Genomic DNA, 24715 nt, shown 5'->3' on the forward strand with positions numbered 1-24715 from the left:
CGTGCTGACGCCGCTCGGGTGGGGGACGGCGGCCGGCTCGGTCCTGCTGTACGCGGCGGGCTGGTGGCTCGGCTATCCCGAGCCCGCCGTGCTGGCCGTCGCGGGCCTCGTCGCGGTGGTGGCGGCGGCGCTGTGGACGCTGCCGCGCCCGAAGCTGGAGGTCCGCCGGGAGATCGCGCCGGCGCGGGTCGAGCGCGGCGAGCCCGCCGTCGGGGTCCTGCACGTGACGAACAAGGGGCGCGGCGTCCGCGGGCTCAGCGCCGAGGACGCGGCCGGTTCCACTCCGGTCGCGGTCGACGTCCCGCGGCTGCGCCCGGGCGGCGGGCGCACCGTGACCTACCGGCTGCCGACGTCCCGGCGCGGCGAGATCCCGGTGGGGCCGCTGCGGCTGGTGCGCGCCGACCCGCTCCGGCTGGCGCGCCGGGTGCGCGAGTACGGGACGCCGCGGGTGCTGCTCGTCCGGCCGAGGACGGTGCGGCTGGCGCTGCTGCCGTCCGGCCGCGCCTACCACCTGGAGGGCCCCACCAGCGACCGGTCCCCGGCGGGGACGGCGACGTTCCACGCGCTGCGCGAGTACGTGATCGGGGACGAGCTGCGCCACATCCACTGGAAGTCGTCGGCGCGCACCGGGACGCTGATGGTCCGCCAGCTCATGGACGCCAGCCTGCCGACGACGACGGTCGTGCTGGAGGCGCGCCCCGGGTCGTGGCCGGAGCCCGACGACTTCGAGCTGGCCGTGGACGCGGCGGCGTCGGTCGCGGCCGGGGCGGCGTCGGCGAGCTTCCCCGTCCGGATCCTCACCGGCGACGGCCAGGTGGCCGACACGCGCGGCGGGCCGGAGGACGTGGAGGTCCTGCTCGACCGGCTCACCTCCGTCGGGATGCGGGAGGGGCCGCGCTCGGCCGTGGACGCGATGCGCCGCGTGCGCCCGGGCGGGTCCCTCGTCGTCATCACCCCGGACGCCGGCGAGCTCGGGCGCATCGCGGCCGTCCGCAGCCGCTTCGACCGGGTCGTCGTGCTGCGGGTCCGCCCGGAGGCGCCCGCGGCGGCGCCGCCCGGGGTCCAGCTCGTCGACTTCGCCGACCTGGAGGGGCTGGCGGAGGCGTGGCGCCGGCTGGGGAGCGCCCGGTGACCCGGTACGCGTCGCTCGCCGTGACGGCCTGCCTGGTCGCCGTCGCCGGGCTCGCGTTCCAGCGGGTCTTCGGGCTCGGGCCGGTCGTCCCCGTCGCCGCCGTCGCGGCGGTGGTGCCGACGCTGCTGAGCGGGCTGCTGTCGGGGCCGCGCAAGGACAGGGGCCCATGGCCGCTGTGGATATCGCTGGTGCTGACCGTCGTCGCCTGGGCGGGGACGGTCTCGGCCACCGTCCTGCGCCCCGCCCTCGGGGACGGGACGCTGCCGCAGACGCTGCGCGAGGGCGTGCTCGGCGCGTGGAAGTCGATCCTGACCACGCTGCTGCCCGCCCCCGCGAAGCCGGAGTACCTCGTCCTGGTCCACGTGGTGGTGTGGCTGGCGGCGTTCGCGGCGGCGGAGCTGGCGCTGCGCACCTCGCTGCGCGTCCTGCCGTGCGTGCCCGCGCTCGGCGTGTGGGCGGTCGCGCTGCTGCTCGGCGTGGACGGGCCCGGATCCAACCTGCCGCTCGCCGCCGCGACCGTGGTGCTCACCGCCGTGCTGGTCCTCGTCCGCGCGGAGGGGCCGGGCGCGGGCGTCGCCTGGCGGCCCCCCTGGTCGGCGTCCCCGCGGCGGCCGTCCTCGGGGCGCTGGCGTTCGCCGCCGGCCCCGTCGTCCCCGTCAGCGCGGACCCCTACAACCCGCGCGAGCAGGTGCAGGCGCCGCCGCCGCAGCAGCGCGACGGCGTCAGCCCGCTGGACCGCGTCGGCGGCTGGCTGCTCAGCCCCGACCAGGTGATGTTCACGGTCCGGTCCAGGCGCGGCGAGATCGAGCGGCTCGCCGTCCTGGACCGGTTCGACGGTGTGACGTGGTCGTCCACGGCCCGGTTCGTCCCCACGGGGAGCCGCGTGCCGCAGGGCCCGGACCCGGACCGCGAGCACGAGGTCGCGCAGCACATCACCATCCGCGACCTGCCCGGCGTGTGGGTGCCCGCCGCCGACCGGCCCCGGGAGGTCACCGGGCTCCCCGTCGTCGTCGACCCCGGCAGCGGCGCGCTGGCCGCCGCGCGGCCGCTGCGCCCCGGCCAGACCTACCGCGTCGACTCCGTCGTCCCCGAATGGACGGCCGACGACCTCGCCGGGGCGGAGGTCGCCGGCGACGCCGAGGCCAGGGCGGCGCGGGAGCTGCCGTGGGGGCCCGGCGCGAAGGAGCCGCCCGTCCAGATCGCCGAGTTCCGCAGGTTCGCCCAGGCCGCGACGCGGGGCGCCGTGTCGCCCATCCAGAAGGCCGCGATGCTCGCCGAGTACCTCAAGCGGTACGCGCGGTACGACGTCACCGCCCCGCCGGGGCACAGCTACCGGCAGCTCGACTACTTCCTCGGCGAGGGCAGGCGCGGCACGCCCGAGCACTTCGCGACCGCCTACGCCCTGCTCGCCCGGACGATCGGCCTGCCGTCCCGCGTCACCGTGGGCTTCGACGGCGGCGACCGCGCGGGCGACACCGTCCAGGTCCGGTCCGGGGACGTGATGGTGTGGCCGGAGATCAAGTTCGACGGTCTCGGCTGGATCCGGTTCAACCCGCTCCCCGACAGCGCGCGCCGGTCCAAGAAGAACGACTCCGTCGCGGCGGGGGAGACCGAGCAGAAGCTGGAGCAGGCCCAGAAGAACGCGGCGTCCCAGCAGCGCGGGCAGGGGCCGGGCGACACCACGCAGAAGGGCCCGCAGAAGCCGGCCGGCGCGGACGGCCGGCCCACGCCGTGGTGGATGATCGCCTCCGTCGCGGTGGGCGCCCTCGCCGCCGGCTACCTGGGCGCCGTCCTCCTCGCCCCCGCCCTGCGGAGACGCCGCCGGAGGGCGGGAGCGCCCGCCGCCCGGATCACCGGCGCGTGGCACCAGGCGCTCGACCACCTCGCCGACGTCGGCCTGTCGACGGCCCGGACGCTGACCGCGCACGAGGTCGCCCGGTTCGGCGCGTCCGCCGTCGGCGACGACGCCCACGGCCACCTCGGGCCGCTCGCCGACCTCGTCAACCGCAGCCGGTTCGCCGCGTCCGGCGCCGACCCCGGCGCCGCCGACCTGGCGTGGCGGCACACCGACGAGCTCGGGCGCCTCGTCACCGCCCGGGCCGGGCGGCTGCGGCGGTTCCGGCGCCGCCTGCACCCGCGGTCGCTGCGGGACCGCCGGGCCGTCAGGACGCGGGGACGCTGACCGCGATCTCGCCGCCGAGCACCGCGCCCGTCTCCAGCTCCAGGTCGTCGCCGCTCCAGAACCGGCCGGGGTCGAACCAGTTCGGGCGGCGCCCCTTCGGCAGCAGCCCCATCGACTGGTACGTCACCGCGACGATCTCCGCGCAGAACGCGGTCTCCAGGTTCGCGTCCCGCTCGGCCGGCCGCCGGATCGGCACCCGCCCGCGCAGCCACCGCGTCGCCAGCTTCGACGTCGAGGGGAACGGCGTGCCGTCCAGGCGCGCCACCGCGCGCAGCGCCGCGTCCTCCATCGCCGGGGTCGGCGGCGGGTCGAGCTGCCGGAGCCAGGCCCGCTGCCCGTAGCGGTTCCCCCAGGCCAGCACCGCGTCCCGCAGGTCGTGCAGCTGCGCGCCGCGGTGGTGCCCGCCCGTCCACATGTCCCGCAGCGAGCGGCCGAGCTCGGCGTGCCACATCAGCGGCGGCAGGTCGTCGATCACCACCGCCATGCCGACGTGGTTGACGGGGCTGTTGGTCGTCATCTGGATGGCGCGGTCCGCGACCGTCCGGCCGCGGAACAGCCACACGTCCCCGGTGCGGGTCAATTCGGCGGCCTCGGCGAGGGAGATGCTCGTGCCCGGCATGGTCGCTACCGTAGCCGTATGCGCACGTTGAGCGGATCCGGCCTCTGGAAAGCATCGAATCTCTGGAAGGCGCTGGGCGTCGCCGGGTTCCTCGGGGTCGCCGCGACCGGGGCCGTGATCGTGCGCGCCGAGCGCCGCCGCCGCTCCTACACCCCCGACGAGATCCGGGAGCGCCTCCACGAGCGGCTGGACGGGTCGCCGGGGGAGCGGGCGTGACGGAGCGCTCCGTCCGGCCTCCCGGCCCGGACGACCTGGAGCGCGCCTGGCGGGCCGTGTCCGCCGAGCTCGCCCCCACGCCGCTCGTCCCGTCGGGCCTGGCGCCGGGCGCGCTGCTGAAGCTGGAGACGTTCCAGCCGATCGGCGCCTTCAAGGTGCGGGGCGCGCTCGCGGCCGTCGCCGCGCTCCCCGAGGGGGAGCCGGCCGTCACGGCGAGCGCGGGCAACCACGGCCTCGGCATGGGGTACGCCGCCGCGAAGGCGGGCGCGGACGTCACCGTCGTCGTCTCGACCCGGGCGTCGCAGGTCAAGGTCGACAGGATCCGCGCGTTCCCGGTGCGCCTCGTCCAGCACGGGACGACCTACGACGAGGCCGAGGCGCACGCGATGACGCTTCCCGGCCACTACGTCTCGCCCTACAACGACCCGGCGGTCATCGCGGGCCAGGGCACCATCGGCCGCGAACTCGACGCGCAGGCGGGCGGCCCCCTCACGGTGGTCGCGCCGGTCGGCGGCGGCGGGCTCGTCGCCGGCCTGTGCCTGTGGGCGCGCGAGCGCGGGGACGTGCGCGTCGTGGGCGTGGAGTCGGCGGTGTCGCGCGGTGTCTCGGCGTCGGTGGCGGCCGGGCGGGTCACCCGGGTCGAGGTCGGCGACACCTTCGCCGACGGCCTGCCCGGGAACCTCGAACCCGGCTGCGTCACCCCCGGGGTGATCGGGGGCACCGCCGAGCTGACGTCGGTCACCGACGAGCAGATCCGGACGGCGCTGCGCCTGCTGTTCCACGACCACGGGCTCGTCGCCGAGGGCGCGGGCGCCGCGGCGGTCGCCGCCGTCCTGGCCGGAAAGGTCGAGGCCACCGGGCGCCTGGTGGTGGTCGTGTCCGGGCGCAACATCACCGTTCCGGCGTACACGGCCGCCCTCGGCGGGGGCTGAGCGCCGCCCGTTTCCGCGAACACGGGCGCGGCGGGGCGCGAGCGGCTACGGTGTCCCTGCGCGACGGGTGGGGGATTTCAGGACATGGCGGGCCTGGGCGGTTTCTTGCGGCGTGATCGGCTGACGGGGCAGGTGGCCGTCGGGCTCACCGGCGTGCTCGTCATCGCCGCCGTCGTCTACGGGGTGGGCGTGGCGAGCGCCAAGTACCGGATCGCCGACGTCGGCGCCTGGCTCAGCGCGCGGGACAAGGGCCTCGTCGTGCACGTCAACGGGCCCGCGGCCAAGGTGGACGGCAAGACCGGCGTGCCCCCGCAGATGCGCGGCCACGACATCAGGATCGTCCAGGACGGCGCCACCGTGCTGATCATCGACCAGGACACCGGCGTCGTCAGCCGCCTCGACCCCTCCCAGCTGGACGTCGGCGCGAGCCGCCCGCTCGGCCGCGGCATCCAGGTCCTCGCGGGCGCCGGGAAGGCCTACACGGTCGACTCGGTCAAGGGCGTCCTCCAGCAGATCGACCCGGTCGGCCTCGGGCCGGTCGGGGCGCCCGCCGCGCTTCCGCCGGTCCTCGGGCAGGCGGGCATCGACGCGCGGGGCGCCCTGTGGGTGCCCGTGGCGAAGGAGGGGCAGGTCACGGCGTTCAAGGACGGCCGCTCGCAGCCGCCCGTCCGCGTCGGCGGGCCGGGAGACGACCTCGCCCTCACCCTGGCCGCGGGCGACCCGGTCGTCGTGAACTCCACGGCCGCCACCGTCACCGTCGTCAGGCCGTCCGGGACGCGCCTGACGATCGGGCTGCCCGCGACCGTCCGCCGGGCGGGCCGCGGCGGCGTGCTCGCCCCGCCCGCCACCGAGGGCAAGACCGTCCCGCTGCTGGTGCCCGGCGCCGGGTCGCTGGTGACCGTCGACACCGACACCGGGCGGTACACCAGCACCCGCCTCGCCATGCCGAAGCACCGGTACCGGCCGCCGCAGGTGCTCGGGTCCAAGGTCTACATCCCCGACGAGACGGCCGGCGCCCTGCTCGTGTACGACCCGGCGGGCAACCGGTTCGAGGAGCCCGTCCCGGTCAGCGGGCGGCCGGCCACGCTGGACGTCTTCGTCCGCGACGGCCTGCTGTGGGCGAACGACCCGTCCGGCCCGCGCGCCGTCGTGATCGACGGGCAGGGCGGCCGCAAGGGCATCGACAAGTACCGGGACAGGGTCCCGGGCGGCCCCGGGCGCCGCGCCATCCCGCGGCCGGGCGACGGCGGCGCCCCGCAGCCGCCGCGGACCGCGCCGCGGGACCCCCGCCGCCAGCGTCCGGGCGCGCTGCCCGGCGCGCCGCTGAACGTCTCGGTCACCCCCCGGCGCGGGCACGATGCGGATCGACTTCCAGCCCTCGGACGGCGAGGGGGTCACCGGGTACGCGCTGAAGGACGTCCCGCCCGGCCTCGCGGCGAGCCCGGCCGCGATCGCGCCGGGCGCCGGGCCCTTCGCGTTCACGGTCACCGGCGGCGACTGCGCCCGCGAGTACCGCTTCCGCGTCGCCGTCCGCTACCGGGACGGCCGCGGGCGGACCCGCGAGCAGGTGTCGGCGCCCAGCGACCCCGCCCGTCCCTGCGTGACGCCCGGCGCGCCGACCGCCCTCAAGGCGCAGGCCACCGCGTCCGGGACGAAGGTCTCGTGGACGGCCCCGCCGGGCGCGTCCGCCTACCGGATCGGCTGGGACGGCCCGGTCGACGGGACCCGGACGGTGCCCGCCGCGGCGGGCACGGCCATGACCGCGACGCTCGGGGACGTGTGGACGAACGGGCCCTACACCTTCACCGTCGCCGCCGTGAACGGCGCGGGCACGGGCGCCGCCGGGACGCTCGACGCCAGGCTCACGGGGCCCGCGGCCAAGTACCCGGTCGAACGCAACGGGAACTCCAACGCCTACATCCGGGCCACCGCCGACGCCAAGAACGGCACGACCGTCGCCACGATGACCGACAACAACGGCGAACTCGTCGTCGTGAACTGCCAGAAGAAGGGCGTGAGCTACACGCACCCCAGGGACTCCAGCCTCACCGGCGACATGTACGCCAGCATCACCTGGAACGGCAAGACCGGCTACCTCATCGGGTACCTGGTCAACACGCCGGGCGACTGGAGGAGCCCCGCGGGGCCGGCGGTCTGGGCGTGCGAGCCCTGACCCGCGGCCCCTCCGCGAGCGTCACGGCTGGGTGCGCTTCTTCGCCTTGCCGACGCAGGCGGGCGCCGACCAGGCGACGTCCGGCGCCTGGCCCTGGTTGAGGCGCAGCACCGCGCCGACCTTGAAGCAGTGGGCCGTGTTCGGCCGCAGGCCCGGCATGGTCGCCGACTGCGAGCCCGCCCTCACCGTCACGATCGCCTTGGTCCCGGCGGGCTGCTGCTGGACGAGCAGCGGCAGCCCGCGCGCGGCGGGCGGCAGCGTCCAGAGCAGCGCCGCCGACCGGCCGACCTGCCGCGCGACCACCTTGCGCGGGCGGGTCGCCGCCAGCTGCGAGGCGGGGATCGGCTGCGGGGCCTGGGTGGCCTGCCCCTGCGGGACGGTCTGGGACGGCGGCGTCGACTTCGCTGCGGTCCCGCCCTTGCCGCCGCCGTTTCCGGACAGCGCGAGCGCCCCGACGCCGAGGGCCAGCCCGCCGGCGAGCACGATCCCGCCCACGACGATCAGGCCACGTCGGGGCCCGTCGTGCGGCTGGTCCCAGGTGGTCTGGTGCGGACCCTCCTGCGGTGCCGTGCGCGGTGCGGTGTGCGGCGTCGTGGAGGAGCCGTTCGCGTGCTGGTCGCCCCTCTGGAGCGCCGGGGACGGGGGCCAGGCGGCCTCCGGGGCCGGCCGCGGGCCCTCCTGGGGGAGGGACGCGTCCGGAGGCCGCGGCGGGAAGGCGTTCGGCGCCCACGGCGACGGCGGCGGCTTCGGCGCGGCGACGGGCGCCGGGGCCGGCGGAGGCGCGGCGGGCAGGGGCGGCGCCTGCGCCGCCGTCGCCTGAGCGGGCGGCGGCGGGGCGGGTGACGGCGGGGCGGGTGACGGCGGCGGGGCGGAGGTGTCGGGGAACGAGGGGAGCGGGCCCGCGTCCGGCGCCGCCGGGGCGCCGAGGCCGCTGTGCGCCACGTCCGTCACCGGCAGCCTCAGCTCGGCCTGCACGCGCTGGAGCGCCCGCGCGAACTCCACGGCGCTCGCGAACCGCTCTTCGGGCGTCTTGGCCATCGCGCGGACGATGACGTCGGTGACCTGCTGGGGGACGTCGGGGCGGGGGATCGGCGGCGGCGGGTCGTTCAGGATCCGCAGCATCAGCGGCGCGATGCCCTCGCGGGGCGGCCCCTTGAACGCGGGCCGCCCGGCCAGCAGCTGGTAGAGCGTCGAGCCGAGCGAGTAGAGGTCGGACCCGATGCCCGGCGGCCTGCCCTCCAGCACCTCGGGGGCGGCGTGGTGCGGGGTGAACGCCTGCGTGTGGGTGGCGTCGAAGCTGTCGACCAGGCGGGCGATGCCGAAGTCGGCGAGCGCGGGCTCCCCGTACCGCGACAGCAGCACGTTCTGCGGCTTGACGTCCCGGTGCAGGACGTCGGTCTCGTGGGTGGCGGCGAGCGCGCCCGCCATCTTCACCCCGATCCGCAGCACCTCGGGGTGCGGCAGCGGCCCCTCCCGCGTGAGCCGGTCGGTGAGCGCGCCGTGCTCGAAGTACTCCATCACGATGTAGGGGCGCCCGGACCGGGTGGTCCCGGTGTCCAGCACGGTCACGATGTTCGGATGCCCGGAGAGCCGCCCGGTGATCTTGCACTCGCGCTGGAACCGCCGCATGGCCGCGTCGTCGACCGCGCTGATCGACAGGACCTTCAGCGCGACCATCCGGTCCAGGCGCTCCTGGTGGGCGCGGTAGACGATGCTGAACCCGCCCTCGCCCACCTTCTCGAGCACCCGGTAGCCCGGAACTTCCTCGGTCATGGGTCGGGGGTTCCCTCTCGGTCGCTCGTCTCGTCCGGGGTGCGGCGGGGCGCGGTCATTCGATGCGGTGCGGCCCGGGGCGGTTCCCCCGGGGCAACAGCGTAGTACGGGGAGGAAACGGGCGTGGCGCTCTCGCCGGGAAGGCCCGGTCCGACCGCCGGCCCGGCCTCGTGCGGAAATGAAATGACATTTCCCTCCACCCGGTTAATCGTTATGCCAATTGCACTCCGGTGCCGGCTCTTCCGGCCTAACCTCGGGGTTCGCGAGGAAGGAACGGCCCCAGAGGGAGTGTCCCGCCGTGACGGACGATGTCATGACGAATCCGCAAAGGGAAACGCCGCCGGCCGAATCGGCTTATGGTGACCTTGTCCGGATGGCGTATTTCGTTCTACCGGGACGGGGAAAGCGCGTCTACCGGCTGGCGATCGCCCGCCGGATCGTGGACTCCACCGCGCGCGGCGCCCGCGACCGCTCCGCCGCCGGGCACGCCCGGCGGCGCACCCGCGTGCTGCGCCGGGCGCTGCGCCCGTCCCGCCGCCTGCAGATCGGCCTCGGCCCGTGGCTGCGCGCGCTGCCCGCCCGCCTGCCCGACCCGGCGCTGACCTCGGCGCTGTCCAGGCTCGACCCCCACGTCCGCGCCGCCTACGTCCTGCGGAACGTGGAGGGGATGCCCCGCTACGCCGTCCACGACCAGCTGATCGAGCTGCGGGTGCGCGACCCCTGGCCGGTGATCCGCGCCGCCGAGGACGTCGAGGTGCCGGCGCCCCGCCGCGCCGACCGGTTCGAGCCGGATCTGCTGCGCCCCGTCCGCACCCGCTCGGTGCTCCCGCTCGCGGCCGCGGTCCTGCTCACCGGCGCGCTGGTCGGCGCCCTCCTGGTGACCGAGCGGGAGGGCCCGCGCGAAGCGTCCGCCCGCGGCCTCGGCCTCGTCCAGGCGGCGCCGGACGCCTGGACGCGCGGCGCCCGCTCCCTCGACGTCTGGCCCGCCCGCGGCGACCTCGCCGGCGACCGGGCGCTCGGCCGGCGGGCCGCCGCCGCGTGGGCGGCCGCGCCCGCGGGGCGCCGCCCCGGCAGCGGTGTCGCGCAGCTCCTGTACGCCGGCCGGGTGGACGGCGCGCCCCTCGCCGTGATGCGCAGCGGCGGCCTCCTGGCCCGCTACGCCTCCGGACGCCTCGACGTCGCCGCGATCGGCGCCGACCCGTCCGCGCCGATCGCCCTCGGCGGCGGGCGCTACCTCCTCGCGCCCTGGGAGGTCCGCCCGGAGACCTTCGCCGGGCGGCGGCTCGCCACGTCCGGCGGCGTGACGGCCCCCGTCGGCCCCGGCACCGACTGCGGCCGCGGCCCGCTCTTCCACCTCGGCGCGCGGACGGTCGGCGACCTCGGCGGCCCGCGCGCCGCCGTCCTCGGCTACCGCGCGCCGGACCGCCGCCCGGGAGGCCCCGACCGTCCGGCCGCGCTCGGCCGCTCCGCCCGGTCGTTCTGGAAGAGGCTGGCCTGCGCGGCGCCCGCGCCCGCGCGGCCCGTCTCCGCGGCCATGGCGTTCGACTTCTGGTCGGGGACGCTGCCGCACGGCGGGAACCACGCCGACTGGGCCTGCACCCGGCTGGCGTACGCCGACGGCGGCGCCGCCGCGTACGCGACCCTGCTCGGGGCCCGGAACCCGGCCACGGGCGCCTGCGACGTCCTGCGCCCGGTCAGCGGCACGTGGTGGCGCGCCCCGTCGGGCCGCTGGTACTACCTGGCAGCGGCGGGACGCGGCCTCGTCCCGCACGCCGAGGGGGTCCGGAGCCCGGCGACGCGCGACCGCCTCCTCGTCGCCGGGGGCGTCCCCGGCACGCCCGTGACCCTCACCGCCCGGTAGGGCGGGCCGGTCAGCATCCGCTTACCTGGATCGGGCACACTGGAGGGGGTACCGAACGAGATTCAGGGAGTCGCAGATGGGCAACGGGCCGCTCTCCGGAGTGCGGGTGATCGAGCTGGCCGGGATCGGCCCGGGGCCGTTCGCGGCGATGCTGCTGGCCGACCTCGGCGCCGACGTGATCCGCGTCGACCGCGCCTCCGCCGTCCGGGACGGCGCGAGCGCCGGCGGCACCGACTTCACCAACCGCGGCAAGCGGTCGATCGCCGTCGACCTCAAGAACGAGCGCGGCAGGGAGGTCGTCCTGCGCCTGGTGGAGAAGTCCGACGTCCTGCTCGAAGGGTTCCGCCCCGGCGTCACCGAGCGGCTCGGCATCGGCCCCGGCGACTGCCTCGCCCGCAACCCGCGCCTGGTCTACGGGCGGATGACCGGCTGGGGGCAGGAGGGGCCGCTGGCGCACGCCGCGGGCCACGACGTCGGCTACATCGCGATCACCGGCGCCCTGCACGCGATCGGCCGCGCGGGCGGGCCGCCCCAGGTCCCGATGAACCTGCTCGGCGACTTCGCGGGCGGCAGCATGTACCTCGTCACCGGCGTCCTCGCCGCCCTGCTGGAGACGCGGGCGAGCGGGCGCGGCCAGGTCGTCGACGCCGCGATCGTCGACGGCACCGCCCACCTGTCCACCTTCATCCACGGCTTCCTCGCGGGCGGCATGTGGGAGGACCGCCGCGGCGTCAACATGCTCGACACCGGCGCCCCCTGGTACGACGTCTATGAGACCTCCGACGGCCGCCACATGGCCGTCGGCGCCATCGAGCCGCAGTTCTACGCCGAGTTCCTCCGCCGGCTCGGCCTCGACGGGGAGGACCTGCCCGCCCAGTACGACCGGGAGAGGTGGCCCGCCATGCGCGAGCGGTTCGCCGCCGCCTTCCGCACGAGGACCCGCGAGGAGTGGACGGACGTCTTCGTCCCCAGCGACGCCTGCGTGGCCCCCGTCCTGTCGATGGCCGAGGCCGCCGAGCACCCCTACAACACCTCCCGCGACGTCTTCCCCGAACTCGCCGGCCACCGCCAGCCGGCCCCGGCCCCCCGCTTCTCCCGGACCCCGGCCGGCACCGACGGCGTCCCCGTCCTTCCCGGGGGCCAGACCAGGGCCGTCCTGGACGACCTGGGCTTCGACGACGTCGAGGCCCTCCTCAGGGAAGGCGCGGTGTCCCAGGCCTGACCGCCCCGGCGGCCGCGCCCGCCTCGGACGCGGCCGCCGGGGGCGCGTCAGGCCGTGCGCCTCTCCAGACGGGTGCCGCCGCGGAGGGTGACGGACATGACGTCGCTCGGGGCGTCCAGTTCCAGGCGGTGCCAGCGGCCGCGCGGGACGACGGCGGCCGTGCCGGCGGGCAGCCGCAGGATCTCCTCCTCGCCGCCGGGCTCCTCGGGACGCAGGTAGATCCGCAGGCCGCCGGAGAGGCAGCACACCGCCTCCTCGGCGGCCGGGTGCATCTCCCAGTGGTCGGCGTGGACGTCCTCGTCGGTCTCGACGCGGAACGCCGCGATCTGCCAGTCGCCGTCGTCGCCGGTCATGCGGCGCTCGGCCGCGCGGACCGCGCCGCCGGGGCCGAAGGTGAGGGCGGAGGCGAACATGTCGATCGGATTCACGGGCGTGTTCCTTCCAGTCGGTCTTCCTTGGGTGCGGGGGAGGAGGCGGCGGACGCCGCGGTACGGGGGAGGGCCGCGGCGATCGCCGCCGCGATGAGGAAGAGGGCGGCGGAGACGGCGAGGCTCAGCGCGTAGCCGTCGTTCAGCGCGTTCGCGTTCGCGGCGCCGCCGGTGCGGTGGGCGGCGACGGTCGCGAGGGCCGCCAGGCCGACGCAGCCCCCGAGCTGGCGGGAGCTGCTGAGCAGGCCCGAGGCCATGCCCGCCTCGCGGGGCGCGACGCCGGTGGTGGCGGCGACGGCGACCGGCGCGAGGACGAGACCGGTGCCGACGCTGCACAGCAGGGACGGCCCGAGGACGTCGGTGAGGAAGCCGCCGCCGGGGCTGATGAGGGCGAACCAGCCGAGCCCCGCGGCGGCGAGCAGGCCGCCCGGGACCAGCGACGCGCGCGGCGAGCGGGCCGAGGTGAGGCGGGTGGCGGCCGCGGTCCCGGCCACGAGCCCGGCGGAGAAGGGCAGGAACGCCGCGCCCGTCTCGGCCGCGCCCATGCGCAGGACCTGCTGCATGTAGAGGGACACGAAGTAGAAGGCGGAGAACTGGCCCGCGGCCGCGAAGAACACGATCAGGTTCGCCCCGGCCACCCAGGGGCCGCGCAGCAGGCCGAGCCGGACGAGCGGGGCCGGCGACCTGGACTCGGCGAACACGAACGCCGTGAGGAGGACCGCCGCCGCGCCCAGGGAGGCGAGGGTCGCCGCGGAGGTCCAGCCGCGGGTGTCGGTGCGGACGACGCCGAACACCAGGAGCCCGATGCCGCCGGTGGCGAGCACCGCGCCGAGCACGTCCGCCCGTTCCCGCGCGGCCGCCCGCGCGGCGGGGACGCCCGCCGGGACGAGGGCCAGGGCGGCCGCGACGATGGGCAGGTTGACGAGCATCACCCAGCGCCAGCCCGCGTACTCGGTCAGGACGCCGCCCGCGAGGACGCCGAGGGCGCCGCCCGCCGCGTTCACCGCGCTCCACACGCCGAGCGCCCGCACGCGGGCGCGGCCCTCGAACGTCGTCGTCAGCAGCGCGAGCGCGGCGGGGGCGACCGCCGCGGCGCCCGCTCCCTGCCCCGCGCGGGCGGCGACGAGCTGCCAGGGCGCCTGGGCGAGGCCGCCGGCGAGCGAGCAGAGGCCGAAGACCGCGAGGCCGAGGACGAACAGCCGGCGCCGCCCGAACAGGTCGCCCGCCCGGCCGCCGAGCAGCAGGAACCCGCCGAACGTGAGGGCGTAGACGTGCACGACCCAGGCCAGGTCGACCGGGGCGAAGCCGAGGGACGTCCGGATCGCGGGCAGCGCGACGTTGACCACCGCCATGTCCAGGGCGACGACGAACTGGGCGACGGACGCGGCCGCCAGCACCACCCCGGGTCTCGATTTTTTGTACATGTATAGAAATGTAGGCGGAGCCGCGCCCGCCTGTCCAGCCGGTGGCGCGCCCATGCGCGGGTCTACGGGCGCGCCCATGCGCGGGTCTACGGGCGCGCCCGTGCGCGATGATGAGGGGATGGCGTCCCCAGAGCGGCGCGGCGGCGGCAGGCCGCCCCGCATCTCCCGCGCGGAGATCATCGAGACCGCCCGCCGGATCGTGGACGAGGAGGGGGCCGGCCGGCTCACGATGCGGCGGCTGGCCAAGGAGGTCGGCAGCACGCCGATGGCGCTCTACCACCATGTGCGCGACAAGGAGGAGCTCCTGCTCCTGCTGCTGGAGGACTACGCCGCCCGGACGCTGCGCAGGCCCGAGCTGCCCGGCGACCCCCGCGAGCGCGTCGTCGTGCTGGCCGCGGCCATCCGCGAGACGCTGGCGGGCTGCCCGTGGATCGTGGAGGTGCTCACCGCCGACGACCTGATGGCGCAGGAGGCGCTCTGGTTCAACGAGCGGATCGTGGACGCCCTGATGGAGTGCGGTCTCACCATCGAGCAGGCCGTCCACGGCTACCGGGCGGTCTGGTACTACACGGCGGGGGAGATCCTCGTGCGGGCCGCGTCCGCGCGCCGGCGCGCCGGCGACGACCGGCCCACCTACCGCGACCGGGTCTTCGCCGGCCTCGACCCGGCGGAGCTGCCGCGGCTGGCGTCCCTGTCGGGCCGGTGGGCGGCGCTGACCGCGCAGGACACCTACCTCGACGGCCTGCGCGCGCTCGTCGACGGGCTCACCCGCGAATGAGGCCGCAGGCCACGCCGCCTCGCGCCGGGCCGATTGTGAGCCGGCTGACAATTCCCCCGCGGTAACCGGCGGTCATCCCACAAGACCGCGACGGAACGCGGCCGTACCTTGTGGGCACTCCACCCCCGATCGACACGGCGACCGCGAAGGCCGGACGACGGCCTTTCCCGTCGTGCCCGCCTTAGGGAGATGCCCATGCGTTTCAACCGACTCCGCTCGTGGGCGGTCGTCGCCACGGCGGTCCCCGCCGCGCTCGGCCTGGCCGGGGCGGTCGCGCCCGCCGCGCACGCCGAGACGAGCCCGGAGGGGGCGAACGACTGGAACTGCAAGCCCTCGTTCCTCCACACCCGCCCCGTGGTGCTCGTCCACGGCACGTTCGAGAACATGGCGTTCAACTGGCAGAAGCTCTCCCCGGCGCTGAAGAAGGCCGGGTACTGCGTCTACGCCCTCAACTACGGCGGCCCGAAGGACGGCCCCGTCCAGGGGATCGACGACATCCCGACGTCGGCCGGTCAGCTGTCGGCGTTCGTCGACAGGGTCACGGCCTCCACCGGGGCGTCCAAGGTCGACATCGTCGGGCACTCGCAGGGCGGCATGATGCCGCGGTACTACATGAAGTTCCTCGGCGGCGCCGCGAAGGTGAACAAGCTGGTCGGCGTCGTGCCGTCCAACCACGGCACCAACATGTCCGGGCTGGTGGAGCTGGGCGGCCTGCTCGGCATCACGCAGGCGGTCGTGAAGGCCGCGCCGGCGGCGGGCCAGCAGATCGTGGGCTCGGACTTCCTGAAGAAGCTGAACGAGGGCGGCGACACCGTGCCCGGCCCCACCTACGTCGTGCTGTCCACCAAGTACGACGAGGTCGTCACGCCCTACACCTCGGAGTTCCTCAACGGCTCCAACGCGCAGAACGTCCTGCTCCAGGACAAGTGCCCGAACGACGCCAACGCGCACGTCGGCATCGCCTTCGACCCGGTGATGGTCGAGTTCGTGCTGAACTCGCTCGACGTCTGGGGCCCGTACTGGCCCATCGACTGCGCCAAGCCCCTCGGCTGACCCGTGGACGGCGGCGCCCGGCGGCCTCCCCTTTCACCGCCGGGCGCCGCGTCAGAGCCCGAGGCGCTTGGCGGCGATCTCGTTCATGATCTCGTTGGTGCCGCCGCCGATGCCGAGGATGCGGGCGTCGCGGTAGTGGCGCTCCACCTCCGACTCGCGCATGTAGCCCATCCCGCCGTGCAGCTGGACGGCCTCGTGCACGACGTGCTCGCAGGCGAGGACGGCGGTGTTCTTGGCGTAGGCGGTCTCGGTGAGGACGTCCTCCCCGGCGGCGTGCCGTTCGGCGACCGCGCGGGTGTAGGCGCGGGCGACGTCGGTCCGCCGCGCCATCTCGACGATCTTGTGCCGGACGAGCTGCCGGGAGGCCAGGGGCCGCCCGAACGTCTCCCGGTCCCTGACCCAGGCCAGGGTGAGGTCCAGGCAGCGCTGCGCCGTCGCGTAGGCCTGGACCGCGAGGGAGAGCCGCTCGGTCACGAAGTTCTGGACGATCTGCACGAACCCGCTGTTCTCCGCGCCGACCAGGTTCTCCGCGGGGACGCGGACGCCGTCGAACGACAGCTCGGCGGTGTCGGAGCAGAGCCAGCCCATCTTGCGCAGCGGCCGCGACACGGTGAAGCCGGGGGCGCCCTTCTCCACGACCAGCAGGGAGATGCCCTCGAAGCCGGGCCCGCCCGTCCGCACCGCCGCGGTGACGAAGTCGGCCCGCACGCCCGAGGTGATGAACATCTTGGCGCCGTCGACGACGTAGTGCCCGCCGTCGCGGACGGCGGTGGTGCGGATGCCCGCGACGTCCGACCCGGTGCCGGGCTCGGTGACGCCGAGCGCGCCGATCAGCTCGCCGGCGAGGGCCGGCCGCGCGAACCGGTCGATGAGCGCCGCGTCGCCGGAGGCGATGATGTGGGGGAGCGCGATCCCGTGCGTGAACAGGGAGGCGACCACGCCGCCCGACCCGCCGGACTGGATGATCTCCTCCGCGACGATCAGCGCGTCGAACAGCTCCCCGCCGGACCCGCCCGCCTCCTCCGGGAACCCGGCGCCGAGCAGCCCCGCCTCGGCGGCGCGGACGTGCAGGGAGCGGGGCAGCTCGCCCGCGTCCTCCCAGCCGGCGAGGAACGGCGTGATCTCCCGCGCGGTGAAGTCGCGGACCAGGGCGCGCAGCGCCGCGCGCTCCGGGGTCTGCCAGGGGTCCAACGCGCCTCCTCGTGTAGAACGAGGTTCGGAATCTAGCAGGCGGCGCGTCACTCCCCGGCGCGCAGGTCGTCCAGGTCGGGCGCCGCGGGCAGGTCGCCCGCGGGCACGCCGGTCAGCTCGCTGACGTGCCGTCGCAGCACGGCCCGCAGGTCCGCCGGGCCGGTGCTCTCGGGCCGCAGGACGGCATGCGCGGACAGGCCGTCCACCAGCGCGTGCGCCCGCGCGGCCTCCAGTTCGACGTCCAGCCCGGGGCGCAGGGCGCCGGCGTGGCGGGCCGCCCGCCCTGCACTACCTCGACCGGGCCGGGCACCGCCGGACGGGGGGCGACCGGTGACCCTGGCCGCCGACGAGGGTGACGTCCTCATCGACCTGCTGCTGGACCGGCTGATCAAGGGAGGGATCGTCCTGGCGGCCCTGATCGTGGTCGTGGTCGCCCTGGTGATCGTCTACCGCAGGACCGGCCCCAAGGACCCGCGCTGAGCCCAGGCCCTTGGCTTGTTCTTTAAGCTGCCTGGCCGAAGCGAGCGGTGAGGGTTGTCTCGCGTCTGATCGTTTTGCCGACGTCGTGGATGGTGGCGGGCTGGCGGTTGGTGGAGCCCGGCGGTCGTCCGGGGCCGGGTGTGGTGGGTTTCGGTGCGCTGGCCGGGCAGGCGAGGGTCGGGCGGATGTTCCGAAACCCGCGGCGGACACGGGCGGGGGTGAGCCGGCCGGGCTCGGCCGGTTTCTCCCAGGGTCGTCGTAGGTCGTCGGCGAGCCGTCGGGCGAGCCGGAGTCGGGTGCGGGCGGCGATGACGATCCAGGTCCAGCGGTCGGCGGCCTGGGGGGTGCGGAGCTTGGGACGGGTCCAGCCCAGCGTCTGTTCGAACAGCCGGAAGGTGTGTTCGAGGTCGAAGCGCCGCAGGAAGGCGTGCCAGAGCCGGTCGGCATGGTCGGCGGTCGCGCCGGTGGCCGAGGACCACAGCCAGACCGGTTTGGGGTCACCGGTGCCGGGGATGCGCTCGACCTCCAGCCGGATCAGGGTGCCCTCGATGATGGGCAGCCTGCCTTCGTGGTCGAGCCAGGCGGCGCGGTGGGTGAGGCGTGGACGCAGCCGGTCCCACGACATCGCCGTCGCGGTGCCGTACCGCGCCGTCCGGGTCGTGGTGGTGTGCTGCGGCTGCGGCCAGGTCGCCGGGTTGGCCAGGGCGAACTCGCCGCCGTGCCGTGGCGGCCGTCCGATGAAGTGCGGGTCGCGGGGCGGTGCGGGCAGCCGCAGCACCCGGTCGCAACGGATCCTGCCGACCAGTTCGACGGGCAGATCACGCAGGGCGAACGCCGGCCGGGTGACGTCGTGGCCGGCGTCGCAGACGATCAGGATGTCAGGGTCGCCGTCACGCCACCGCCCGGCTGCGAGCAGGCGTTCCACCACCTGGCGCAGCTGGGCGGCGGTGACCGCGGTGGCGTCGTCGGCGGGGCCGAGCCGCACCGCGTCCAGCACCGCCGTCCACGAGGTGCGGCCCGTCTCCAGCGCCGCGACGAACGAGTACGGCCAGCCCGGGATGAACTGGGACTGGCTCTTGGCTCGCCCGTAGACGTGGCAGAACAGCCGGTCGGGCGAGGTCGCCGCGTCCGGCCGCAACCACGGGCTGACGTCGACGGCCAGCACGATCCGCCCGCCCGCCGCCCGAGGCGGCGGCAACGCCGCCAGCGCCCAACGCGGCCGCGCCACGTCGATCCGGCCAGAGTTGAGCCCGTCGTGCAGGGCACCGTGCCCGCGCCGGTGCTCGGGCACCAAGGTCAGATCCACCAGCGTCTTCACCGGCCCGTCCGCGCACAGCACCGTGTCCGTCAGCTCGAACAACACGTCCGCCCGCGCGGTCAAGCACCCGAAGAAACCCGCCCGGAACCGGGACAACACGCTGCGCTCATCGACACCAGCGCGCTCATCCAGCAGACTCAACCCACGGCCTCCACGGTCGATCACATGTCTTCTTGGTCGTTGACACATGATCACGTGGAGGCCGTCCCATGTCCGCCAAACACCGCAGATCACCACCGGGCGGCCAGGCCGCTTAAAGAACAAGCTTGGGGTCTGTCCCGAAAGTCCTCGGCCACGCGCGCGAACGCGTGAACTGCCCGGTGGAGCGAAGCCGGAGGCGAGCGGAACCGGGCAGATCGCGAAGCGATGCCGCGTTCGCCCCAGGCCCGGTCACGTAGCGAGCCGCCAGGCGAGCGAAGTGGGCCGGGACTTTTGAAACACAGCCGCCAGGCGAGCGAAGTGGGCCGGGACTGTGAAAGGTCTACGCGAGGGCCTCGGCGACGGCGTCGGCCCACAGGGCGAGCCCGTCGTCGATCTGCTCCCCGGTGACGATCAGCGGCGGGATCATCCGGACGACGTTGCCGTACGCGCCGCAGGTCAGCAGCAGGAGCCCGCGCTCGGCGGCGGCCCCGTGCGCCCGCGCCGCGGCGGCGGCGTCGGGCTCGCCGTCCGGCGTGGTGAACTCGCTGGCCTGCATCAGCCCGAGCCCGCGCACGTCGCCGATCGCCGGGTGGTCGGCGGCGACCTTGCGGAGCCCGTCGTTCAGCCGGGCGCCCTGCACGGCGGAGTTGCCGACCAGGTCCTCGTCGGCGACGACCTGGAGGGTGGCGAGCGCGGCGGCGCACGCGACCGCGTTGCCCCCGTACGTGCCGCCCTGCGACCCCGGGCGGGCCTTCTCCATCAGCGCCGCGGGCGCCGCGATGGCCGACAGCGGGAACCCGCTCGCCAGGCCCTTGGCCGTGATCAGGACGTCCGGGCGCGCGGCCGAGTGCTCGTGGCCCCAGAACCGGCCGGTCCGCCCGAAGCCGGTCTGCACCTCGTCCACGATCAGCAGGATGCCGTGCCGGTCGGCGCGCTCGCGCAGCCCCTCCAGGAACGCGGGCGGCGCGGGGATGTAGCCGCCCTCGCCGAGGACGGGCTCGACCACGAACGCGGCCGTGTCCGACGCCGGGCTCGCGGTGACGAGGAGGTAGTCGAGCTCGCGCAGCGCGAACCGCGTCGCCTCCTCCTCCGACCACCCGTACCGGTAGGCCTGCGGGAACGGCGCGATCGCGGCGCCCGGCATCAGCGGGCCGATCCCGGCGCGGAACTTCGTGCCCGCCGTGGTGAGCGCGGCGGCGCCCATCGTCCGGCCGTGGAAGGAGCCGTGGAAGACGACGATGTTCTGCCGGCCGGTGGCATGCCGGGCCAGCCGGATGGAGGCCTCGACCGCCTCGCTGCCGCTGTTGAGGAAGAACAGCGAGTCCAGGCCCTCCGGCAGCACCTCGCCGAGCGCCTCGGTCAGCCGCAGCAGCGGCCGGTGCATGACGGTCGTGTACTGGCCGTGGATGAGCGTGCCCGCCTGCCGCTGCGCGGCCTCGACCACGCGCGGGTGGCAGTGGCCGGTGTTGACGACGCCGATGCCCGCGGTGAAGTCCAGGTGCCGGCGGCCCTCGGCGTCGTAGAGGTAGACGCCCTCGCCGCGCTCGGCGAGGACGGGGGTGGCCTGCTTGAGCAGGGGAGACAGCGTCGCCATGACGTCCCTCCGGTAGATTGTCGACAATCTGCAATGTAGGTGGCCCGGGACCGGTTGTCCAGGGGCCCGTGCGGTGCGGCGAGCCGGAGGCCAGGGGGCCTGTCCGGAAGTGGCTTCAGGACTCGCGGAGCCGGTGGATGGAGTCGGTCATGTGCTCCTCGATGAGGGTGAGCAGCCGCTCCTCCTCCCCGTCGCCGATCGCGTCGACGAGCCGCCGGTGCTCCTCGACGAGGTCGGCGGGCTCGGGATAGGTGTCCTGCAGCGCGTTCAGGCACATGCGCGTCTCCACCAGCAGCGTGTGCGCCATCCGCTCCAGCCGCGGGCTGCCCGACGAGCTGACCAGCACCTCGTGGAACGCCTGGTCGGCGTCGCTCATCGCGACCCGGTCGCGCTCGCGGGCGGCGGCCACCAGCGCCTCCAGCGCCTCGGTGAGCCGGACCACCGCCTCGCCCCGGTTCCGGTCCATGATCAGCCGGCAGGCCGACCGCTCGATCGCGAGCCGGGCGAGGTAGACGTCCTCGACGTCCCCCTCGTCCAGCGTGATCACGAACAGCCCGCGGTGCGGCTCGCTGACCAGCAGCCCCTCCTGGACGAGGCGCTGCATGGCCTCGCGCAGCGGCCCGCGGCTGATGCCGAGGCGCGCGGCGAGCTCGGCCTCGCCGAGCTGCGCGCCGGGCTCCAGCGACCCGTACATGATCGCCGAGCGCAGCTCGTCCGAGACGATCTCCACCGTCGACTTGCGGGGAACAGGCTCCAGCTCACCCAGTCGGCCCATGCGCGGTTCCCTTTCGTCTACTCACGGCTGCCAGGCATGTCGCCCGTGCAGGGGGACGGCGGCGGGGACGGAGAACAGCCGGCCCAGCCCGGTGCGCGGCGGGAGCCCCGCGGGGCCGGACGCGAGCCGCAGCCCCTCCCAGACGCTCACCTGGTTGGCGGTCAGCACCGGCTTGCCGACCCGCGCCTCCAGCTCGTCGAGCCAGGACACCGTGTGCAGCGCGGTGTCGGGCACCAGCACCGCCTCGGCGTCCGGATGGTCGTTGGCCGCGACGAACGCCAGCACCTCGTCGCGGCCGAGGGTGCCGACCTCGGCGGCGGTGACGATGCCCCGGCAGGACAGCGCCACCACCTCGATGCCGGCGTGGGCGAGGAACGCCGCGAACCGCTCGGCGACGTCGGCCGGATAGGTCGCGGCGACCGCGACCCGGGTCACGCCGAGGGCCCGCGCCGCGTGCACGAACGCGAACGACGTGCTGGAGGCGGGCACGCCCGCCGCCTCGCGGACGCCCGCGACCTGCTGCGCGGCGCCGTCCCAGCCGAACACGAAGCTCCCGCTGGTGCACGCCCACACCGCGGCCTCCACGCCGAGGCCGCGGAGCGCGCGGGCGCCGTCGCCGAGCACGTCGGCGCCGCCGATGTCCAGCAGCGCGTCGACGCGGTGGGCGTCCTCGCGCATCAGCGTGTGCACGACCGGGAGGCTGACCTCTCCCGTTCCTGATTTCCGCAGGGCGCGCTCGATGGCGGGGTAGTCGTCCTCGGCGCTGTAGCCGGGGTAGAGGAACCCCGCGCGCAACCCGTTCTGTCGCATGTGGTCGTCAATCCTACCTTCGGGGATCATGGCGGCTACGCGGCCGTGCTGGGAGCGAGCCCGACCAGGGACTGCCCGGGACCGGACGCCGACCGGCCCATGGCGCGCAGCGCCGAGCACATCGTCACCTGGTTGGCGGTCAGCACCGGCTTGCCGATCATCTGCTCCAGCGGCGCGATGATGTCGTAGGTCGGGACGTTCGTGCAGCTGATGAAGACGGCCTCGGCCTCGGCGTTGTCCACCGCCGACACCGCCGACACGATCTCGCCGTAGCCGACCTTCCAGATGTGGCTGAGCAGCCCCAGCCCCACGGAGGAGACCACCTCGATCCCGTGCTCGCCGAGGAACGACACGAGCCGCTCGGTGACGGCGTCGATGTAGGGCGTGACGACCGCGATGCGCCGGGCGCCGAGCAGCCGCAGCGACTCCACCAGCGCGCCCGAGGTCGTCGTCGAGACCGGCGCGCCGGCCTGGAGCATCGACTGGTGCAGTTGCAGCTCGCCCGCCTTGCCGCGGATGAAGCTGCCCGACGCGCACGCGTAGGCCACCGCGAGCGGCTCGGGGGCGAGGACGTCGCGGGTCGCCTGCCGGACGATCGACTGGTCCGACAGGGCGGAGGCCATCTCCACCGTGACGGGGACCGGCACGTACGGCAGCCGGGTCATGAACAGCGAGACGTCGTCGGGCGTCCAGCGCCACAGCTCCCGGTCGAGGGCGAAGTCGAACGGCGCGACCACCCCGATGCCGTGCTGGGCGAGCAGCTCGGGGCCGACGACCAGGGAGGGGTCGAATGTCATCTGCGTGGCCGCCACTCTAGGACTCTGCGCGCGCGTAGACGAGGCGCTCGCCGACGCCGCCGGACCGCCACACGTCGTTGCACGCCTCGGCCATGCGGTCCAGGCCGTCGACGATCGTCGCGTAGACGTTGCCGGGGACCCAGCCGACGTCCCCGTTCAGCAGCAGGTTGTTGCGGCCGTAGAAGATCGCGAGATCGATGACGCCCGGCAGCGCGTGGATGTTCTTCTCCTCCTTGAACTTCCGGTCGAGCATCCCGCCGGGGAAGGAGAAGTAGACGACGTCGCCCGGGATGGGAGTGACGGTGGGGTTCTCCAGGCCGACCTCCTCCTCGGAGAACCGTTGGACCATCGTGTAGACCTCGTTGCGGGCGTACTTGGCGTGGTACGCCTCGCCTCCGAGGGGTAGAGCGTTCCAGACCGCCTCGCAGGTTCGCGGCGCGTCCTTCTCCAGAAGCTCGGCGACGCACGACACGCCGCGGCGCTCCAGAGTGATGGTCATGAGCTTGGACATGCTGACCTCCCCGTGAACAGGGGTGGGCGAGAGCGTCGCCACCCGAAGGACTCTCCATGTTCGTGGGGGCCGTCCCCCCACACCCCCGGACGGGGGCTGTTAGAGCGCTCTGGGATCCGTCCTGGCCCTGCTGGGCAGCGGTTGCGACGGTCTTGCAGCACATATCTCAGCGCGGTGCCCGGGGCCGCGGTGCACCGCGTTGATTGTTGACAATCCTACGAACGCTTCCTAGCGTGTCAATGCCTCCCGCCGTTGCCTTCTCGTAAACCACACCCCGGAAGTGACGCCGATGGACCCTGCTCAGCACGCATCCGGTGGCCCGCCCGACGTGGTGGTCCTCGTGGGCGACGTCGATCCGCGCGGCATGGAGGAGGCGGAGCGCCTCGCGCGCGTCCGTTACGTGCGTGAAACAGAGCTGGCGAAGGCGCTTCCCGGCGCCGACGTCCTGTTCGTGTGGGACTTCCTGTCGGACGCCCTGGCCGGCGCGTGGCCGGAGTCCGGCGGCCCGGGGTGGGTCCACATCGCCAGTGCCGGCGTCGACCGGCTCATGTTCCCCGAACTCACTCACAGTGACACTATTGTCACCAATTCGCGCGGCGTCTTCGACGAGCCGATCGCCGAGTACGTCCTCGGGCTGGTGCTGGCCTTCGCCAAGGACCTGCACACCACCCTCCGCCTCCAGGGCGAGCGGCGCTGGCGGCACCGCGAGACCGAGCGGATCACCGGCGCCCGCGCGCTGGTCGTCGGCACCGGTCCGATCGGCCGCGCGATCGGCCGCCGGCTGTCGGCGGCGGGCCTGGCCGTCTCCGGCGCCGGGCGCACCGCCCGCGACGCCGACCCCGACCTCGGCGTCGTCCACCCGATGGAGCGGCTCGGCGAGGCGCTCGCGGACGCCGACTACGTCGTGCTCGCCGCGCCCCTCACCCCGCAGACCCGGGGCATGATCGACGCCGCGGCGCTGAGGCGGATGCGGCCGTCCGCGCGGCTCGTCAACGTCGGCCGCGGCGGCCTGGTGGCCGAGGACGACCTCGTCGAGGCGCTGCGCGCGGGCCGGATCGCCGGCGCCGCGCTCGACGTCTTCGAGGACGAGCCGCTGCCGCCGTCCTCGCCGCTGTGGGACCTGCCCGGCGTCATCGTCTCCCCGCACATGTCCGGCGACGTCGTCGGCTGGCGGGACGAACTGGTCCGCCTGTTCGCCGACAACCTCGGCCGCCACGTGTCCGGCCGCCCGCTGCGCAACGTCGTGGACAAGCGCCTCGGCTACGTGGGCGCGGAGCGGGCGGCATCACACCAGAGGGGGTAGCC

The 24715-nt window shown here is 75.1% G+C and carries 26 protein-coding genes; 11 read left to right on the top strand and 15 right to left on the bottom strand.

Annotated features, from left to right (window positions below):
• The first annotated feature begins 1 nt into the window (after position 1).
• Together ACQEU6_RS44435 and ACQEU6_RS44440 are read left to right on the top strand one after the other, a co-directional pair.
• Positions 2-1132 carry a DUF58 domain-containing protein gene (locus tag ACQEU6_RS44435; protein ID WP_499339819.1) on the top strand — a complete coding sequence of 377 codons (1131 nt, stop codon included), beginning with the start codon at positions 2-4 and terminating at the stop codon, positions 1130-1132.
• Positions 1133-1298: 166 nt separating this feature from the next.
• Positions 1299-3314 (top strand): transglutaminase TgpA family protein, encoded by a 2016-nt coding sequence (locus ACQEU6_RS44440; protein WP_499339820.1) that lies wholly within the window; start codon positions 1299-1301, stop codon positions 3312-3314.
• On the opposite strand, the gene ACQEU6_RS44445 is transcribed toward ACQEU6_RS44440, so the two are convergent.
• Positions 3295-3933: a hypothetical protein gene (locus ACQEU6_RS44445; RefSeq protein ID WP_499339821.1), complete on the bottom strand. Its 639-nt coding sequence runs from the start codon at positions 3931-3933 to the stop codon at positions 3295-3297. The genes ACQEU6_RS44440 and ACQEU6_RS44445 overlap by 20 nt on opposite strands.
• A gap of 18 nt (positions 3934-3951) precedes the next feature.
• On the opposite strand from ACQEU6_RS44445, the gene ACQEU6_RS44450 reads away from it, so the two are divergent.
• Positions 3952-4149 carry a hypothetical protein gene (locus tag ACQEU6_RS44450; protein WP_499339822.1) on the top strand — a complete coding sequence of 66 codons (198 nt, stop codon included), beginning with the start codon at positions 3952-3954 and terminating at the stop codon, positions 4147-4149.
• Complete coding sequence (locus tag ACQEU6_RS44455) at positions 4146-5081, top strand: threonine ammonia-lyase (RefSeq protein ID WP_499339823.1); 936 nt, start codon at positions 4146-4148, stop codon at positions 5079-5081. Before ACQEU6_RS44450 ends, ACQEU6_RS44455 begins: the two co-directional genes overlap by 4 nt.
• 176 nt (positions 5082-5257) lie before the next feature.
• On the opposite strand, the gene ACQEU6_RS44460 is transcribed toward ACQEU6_RS44455, so the two are convergent.
• From ACQEU6_RS44460 to ACQEU6_RS44470, 3 genes are read right to left on the bottom strand one after another with little or no spacing between them, the layout of a single operon-like run.
• Positions 5258-5530, bottom strand: coding sequence for a hypothetical protein (locus ACQEU6_RS44460; protein ID WP_499339824.1), 273 nt, complete (start codon positions 5528-5530; stop codon positions 5258-5260).
• 27 nt (positions 5531-5557) lie between these two features.
• Positions 5558-6067, bottom strand: a complete 510-nt coding sequence (locus ACQEU6_RS44465) for a hypothetical protein (protein WP_499339825.1) — start codon at positions 6065-6067, stop codon at positions 5558-5560.
• A 3-nt stretch (positions 6068-6070) separates the two neighbouring features.
• Positions 6071-6421 (bottom strand): hypothetical protein, encoded by a 351-nt coding sequence (locus ACQEU6_RS44470; protein ID WP_499339826.1) that lies wholly within the window; start codon positions 6419-6421, stop codon positions 6071-6073.
• 17 nt (positions 6422-6438) lie between these two features.
• Between ACQEU6_RS44470 and ACQEU6_RS44475 the strand changes: the two genes are divergently transcribed.
• Positions 6439-7254 carry a fibronectin type III domain-containing protein gene (locus tag ACQEU6_RS44475; RefSeq protein WP_499339827.1) on the top strand — a complete coding sequence of 272 codons (816 nt, stop codon included), beginning with the start codon at positions 6439-6441 and terminating at the stop codon, positions 7252-7254.
• 21 nt (positions 7255-7275) lie between these two features.
• On the opposite strand, the gene ACQEU6_RS44480 is transcribed toward ACQEU6_RS44475, so the two are convergent.
• Complete coding sequence (locus ACQEU6_RS44480; protein ID WP_499339828.1) at positions 7276-9027, bottom strand: serine/threonine-protein kinase; 1752 nt, start codon at positions 9025-9027, stop codon at positions 7276-7278.
• Between the two features lie 373 nt (positions 9028-9400).
• On the opposite strand from ACQEU6_RS44480, the gene ACQEU6_RS44485 reads away from it, so the two are divergent.
• Positions 9401-10888: a hypothetical protein gene (locus ACQEU6_RS44485; protein ID WP_499339829.1), complete on the top strand. Its 1488-nt coding sequence runs from the start codon at positions 9401-9403 to the stop codon at positions 10886-10888.
• Between the two features lie 76 nt (positions 10889-10964).
• Positions 10965-12110, top strand: a complete 1146-nt coding sequence (locus tag ACQEU6_RS44490) for a CaiB/BaiF CoA transferase family protein (RefSeq protein ID WP_499339830.1) — start codon at positions 10965-10967, stop codon at positions 12108-12110.
• Positions 12111-12157: 47 nt separating this feature from the next.
• Here the strand turns inward: ACQEU6_RS44490 and ACQEU6_RS44495 are convergent, their stop codons facing one another.
• Both ACQEU6_RS44495 and ACQEU6_RS44500 read right to left on the bottom strand, forming a co-directional pair.
• Positions 12158-12538, bottom strand: a complete 381-nt coding sequence (locus ACQEU6_RS44495) for a cupin (RefSeq protein ID WP_499339831.1) — start codon at positions 12536-12538, stop codon at positions 12158-12160.
• Entirely contained in the window at positions 12535-13962 is a 1428-nt protein-coding gene (locus ACQEU6_RS44500; protein ID WP_499339832.1) for an MFS transporter, read from the bottom strand. The genes ACQEU6_RS44495 and ACQEU6_RS44500 overlap by 4 nt, the downstream gene beginning before the upstream one ends.
• Positions 13963-14080: 118 nt before the next feature.
• Here ACQEU6_RS44500 and ACQEU6_RS44505 point away from each other — a divergent pair, with 118 nt between their 5' ends.
• Positions 14081-14740 carry a TetR/AcrR family transcriptional regulator gene (locus ACQEU6_RS44505; protein WP_499339833.1) on the top strand — a complete coding sequence of 220 codons (660 nt, stop codon included), beginning with the start codon at positions 14081-14083 and terminating at the stop codon, positions 14738-14740.
• A gap of 195 nt (positions 14741-14935) precedes the next feature.
• On the top strand, positions 14936-15793 hold the full coding sequence (locus tag ACQEU6_RS44510) for an esterase/lipase family protein (protein WP_499339834.1): 858 nt from the start codon (positions 14936-14938) through the stop codon (positions 15791-15793).
• A gap of 51 nt (positions 15794-15844) precedes the next feature.
• Here ACQEU6_RS44510 and ACQEU6_RS44515 read toward each other — a convergent pair whose 3' ends face one another.
• Both ACQEU6_RS44515 and ACQEU6_RS44520 read right to left on the bottom strand, forming a co-directional pair.
• Positions 15845-16984 (bottom strand): acyl-CoA dehydrogenase family protein, encoded by a 1140-nt coding sequence (locus ACQEU6_RS44515; RefSeq protein WP_499339835.1) that lies wholly within the window; start codon positions 16982-16984, stop codon positions 15845-15847.
• Positions 16985-17031: 47 nt separating this feature from the next.
• Positions 17032-17349 carry a TetR family transcriptional regulator C-terminal domain-containing protein gene (locus ACQEU6_RS44520; protein WP_499339836.1) on the bottom strand — a complete coding sequence of 106 codons (318 nt, stop codon included), beginning with the start codon at positions 17347-17349 and terminating at the stop codon, positions 17032-17034.
• Here ACQEU6_RS44520 and ACQEU6_RS44525 point away from each other — a divergent pair.
• Positions 17315-17464 carry a hypothetical protein gene (locus ACQEU6_RS44525; RefSeq protein WP_499339837.1) on the top strand — a complete coding sequence of 50 codons (150 nt, stop codon included), beginning with the start codon at positions 17315-17317 and terminating at the stop codon, positions 17462-17464. The two genes, ACQEU6_RS44520 and ACQEU6_RS44525, sit on opposite strands and share 35 nt — an antisense overlap.
• A gap of 22 nt (positions 17465-17486) precedes the next feature.
• Here the strand turns inward: ACQEU6_RS44525 and ACQEU6_RS44530 are convergent, their stop codons facing one another.
• The 6 genes from ACQEU6_RS44530 to ACQEU6_RS44555 form a co-directional block, all read right to left on the bottom strand.
• Complete coding sequence (locus ACQEU6_RS44530) at positions 17487-18971, bottom strand: NF041680 family putative transposase (protein ID WP_499339838.1); 1485 nt, start codon at positions 18969-18971, stop codon at positions 17487-17489.
• A gap of 292 nt (positions 18972-19263) precedes the next feature.
• A complete protein-coding gene (locus ACQEU6_RS44535) occupies positions 19264-20517 on the bottom strand; it encodes an aspartate aminotransferase family protein (RefSeq protein WP_499339839.1) in 1254 nt (417 codons plus the stop codon).
• Positions 20518-20632: 115 nt separating this feature from the next.
• Positions 20633-21292: a GntR family transcriptional regulator gene (locus ACQEU6_RS44540; RefSeq protein WP_499339840.1), complete on the bottom strand. Its 660-nt coding sequence runs from the start codon at positions 21290-21292 to the stop codon at positions 20633-20635.
• Between the two features lie 21 nt (positions 21293-21313).
• Positions 21314-22102, bottom strand: a complete 789-nt coding sequence (locus ACQEU6_RS44545; RefSeq protein WP_499339841.1) for a maleate cis-trans isomerase family protein — start codon at positions 22100-22102, stop codon at positions 21314-21316.
• A 35-nt stretch (positions 22103-22137) separates the two neighbouring features.
• A complete protein-coding gene (locus ACQEU6_RS44550; protein ID WP_499339842.1) occupies positions 22138-22899 on the bottom strand; it encodes a maleate cis-trans isomerase family protein in 762 nt (253 codons plus the stop codon).
• Between the two features lie 16 nt (positions 22900-22915).
• Positions 22916-23398: a DUF3830 family protein gene (locus tag ACQEU6_RS44555; RefSeq protein WP_218907397.1), complete on the bottom strand. Its 483-nt coding sequence runs from the start codon at positions 23396-23398 to the stop codon at positions 22916-22918.
• Positions 23399-23699: 301 nt separating this feature from the next.
• Between ACQEU6_RS44555 and ACQEU6_RS44560 the strand changes: the two genes are divergently transcribed.
• Positions 23700-24713, top strand: a complete 1014-nt coding sequence (locus tag ACQEU6_RS44560) for a D-2-hydroxyacid dehydrogenase (protein ID WP_499339843.1) — start codon at positions 23700-23702, stop codon at positions 24711-24713.
• The last annotated feature ends 2 nt before the right edge of the window (positions 24714-24715 follow it).

The sequence above is a fragment of the Spirillospora sp. CA-108201 genome, from assembly GCF_050936235.1.
In the GTDB taxonomy this organism is placed as follows: domain Bacteria; phylum Actinomycetota; class Actinomycetes; order Streptosporangiales; family Streptosporangiaceae; genus Spirillospora.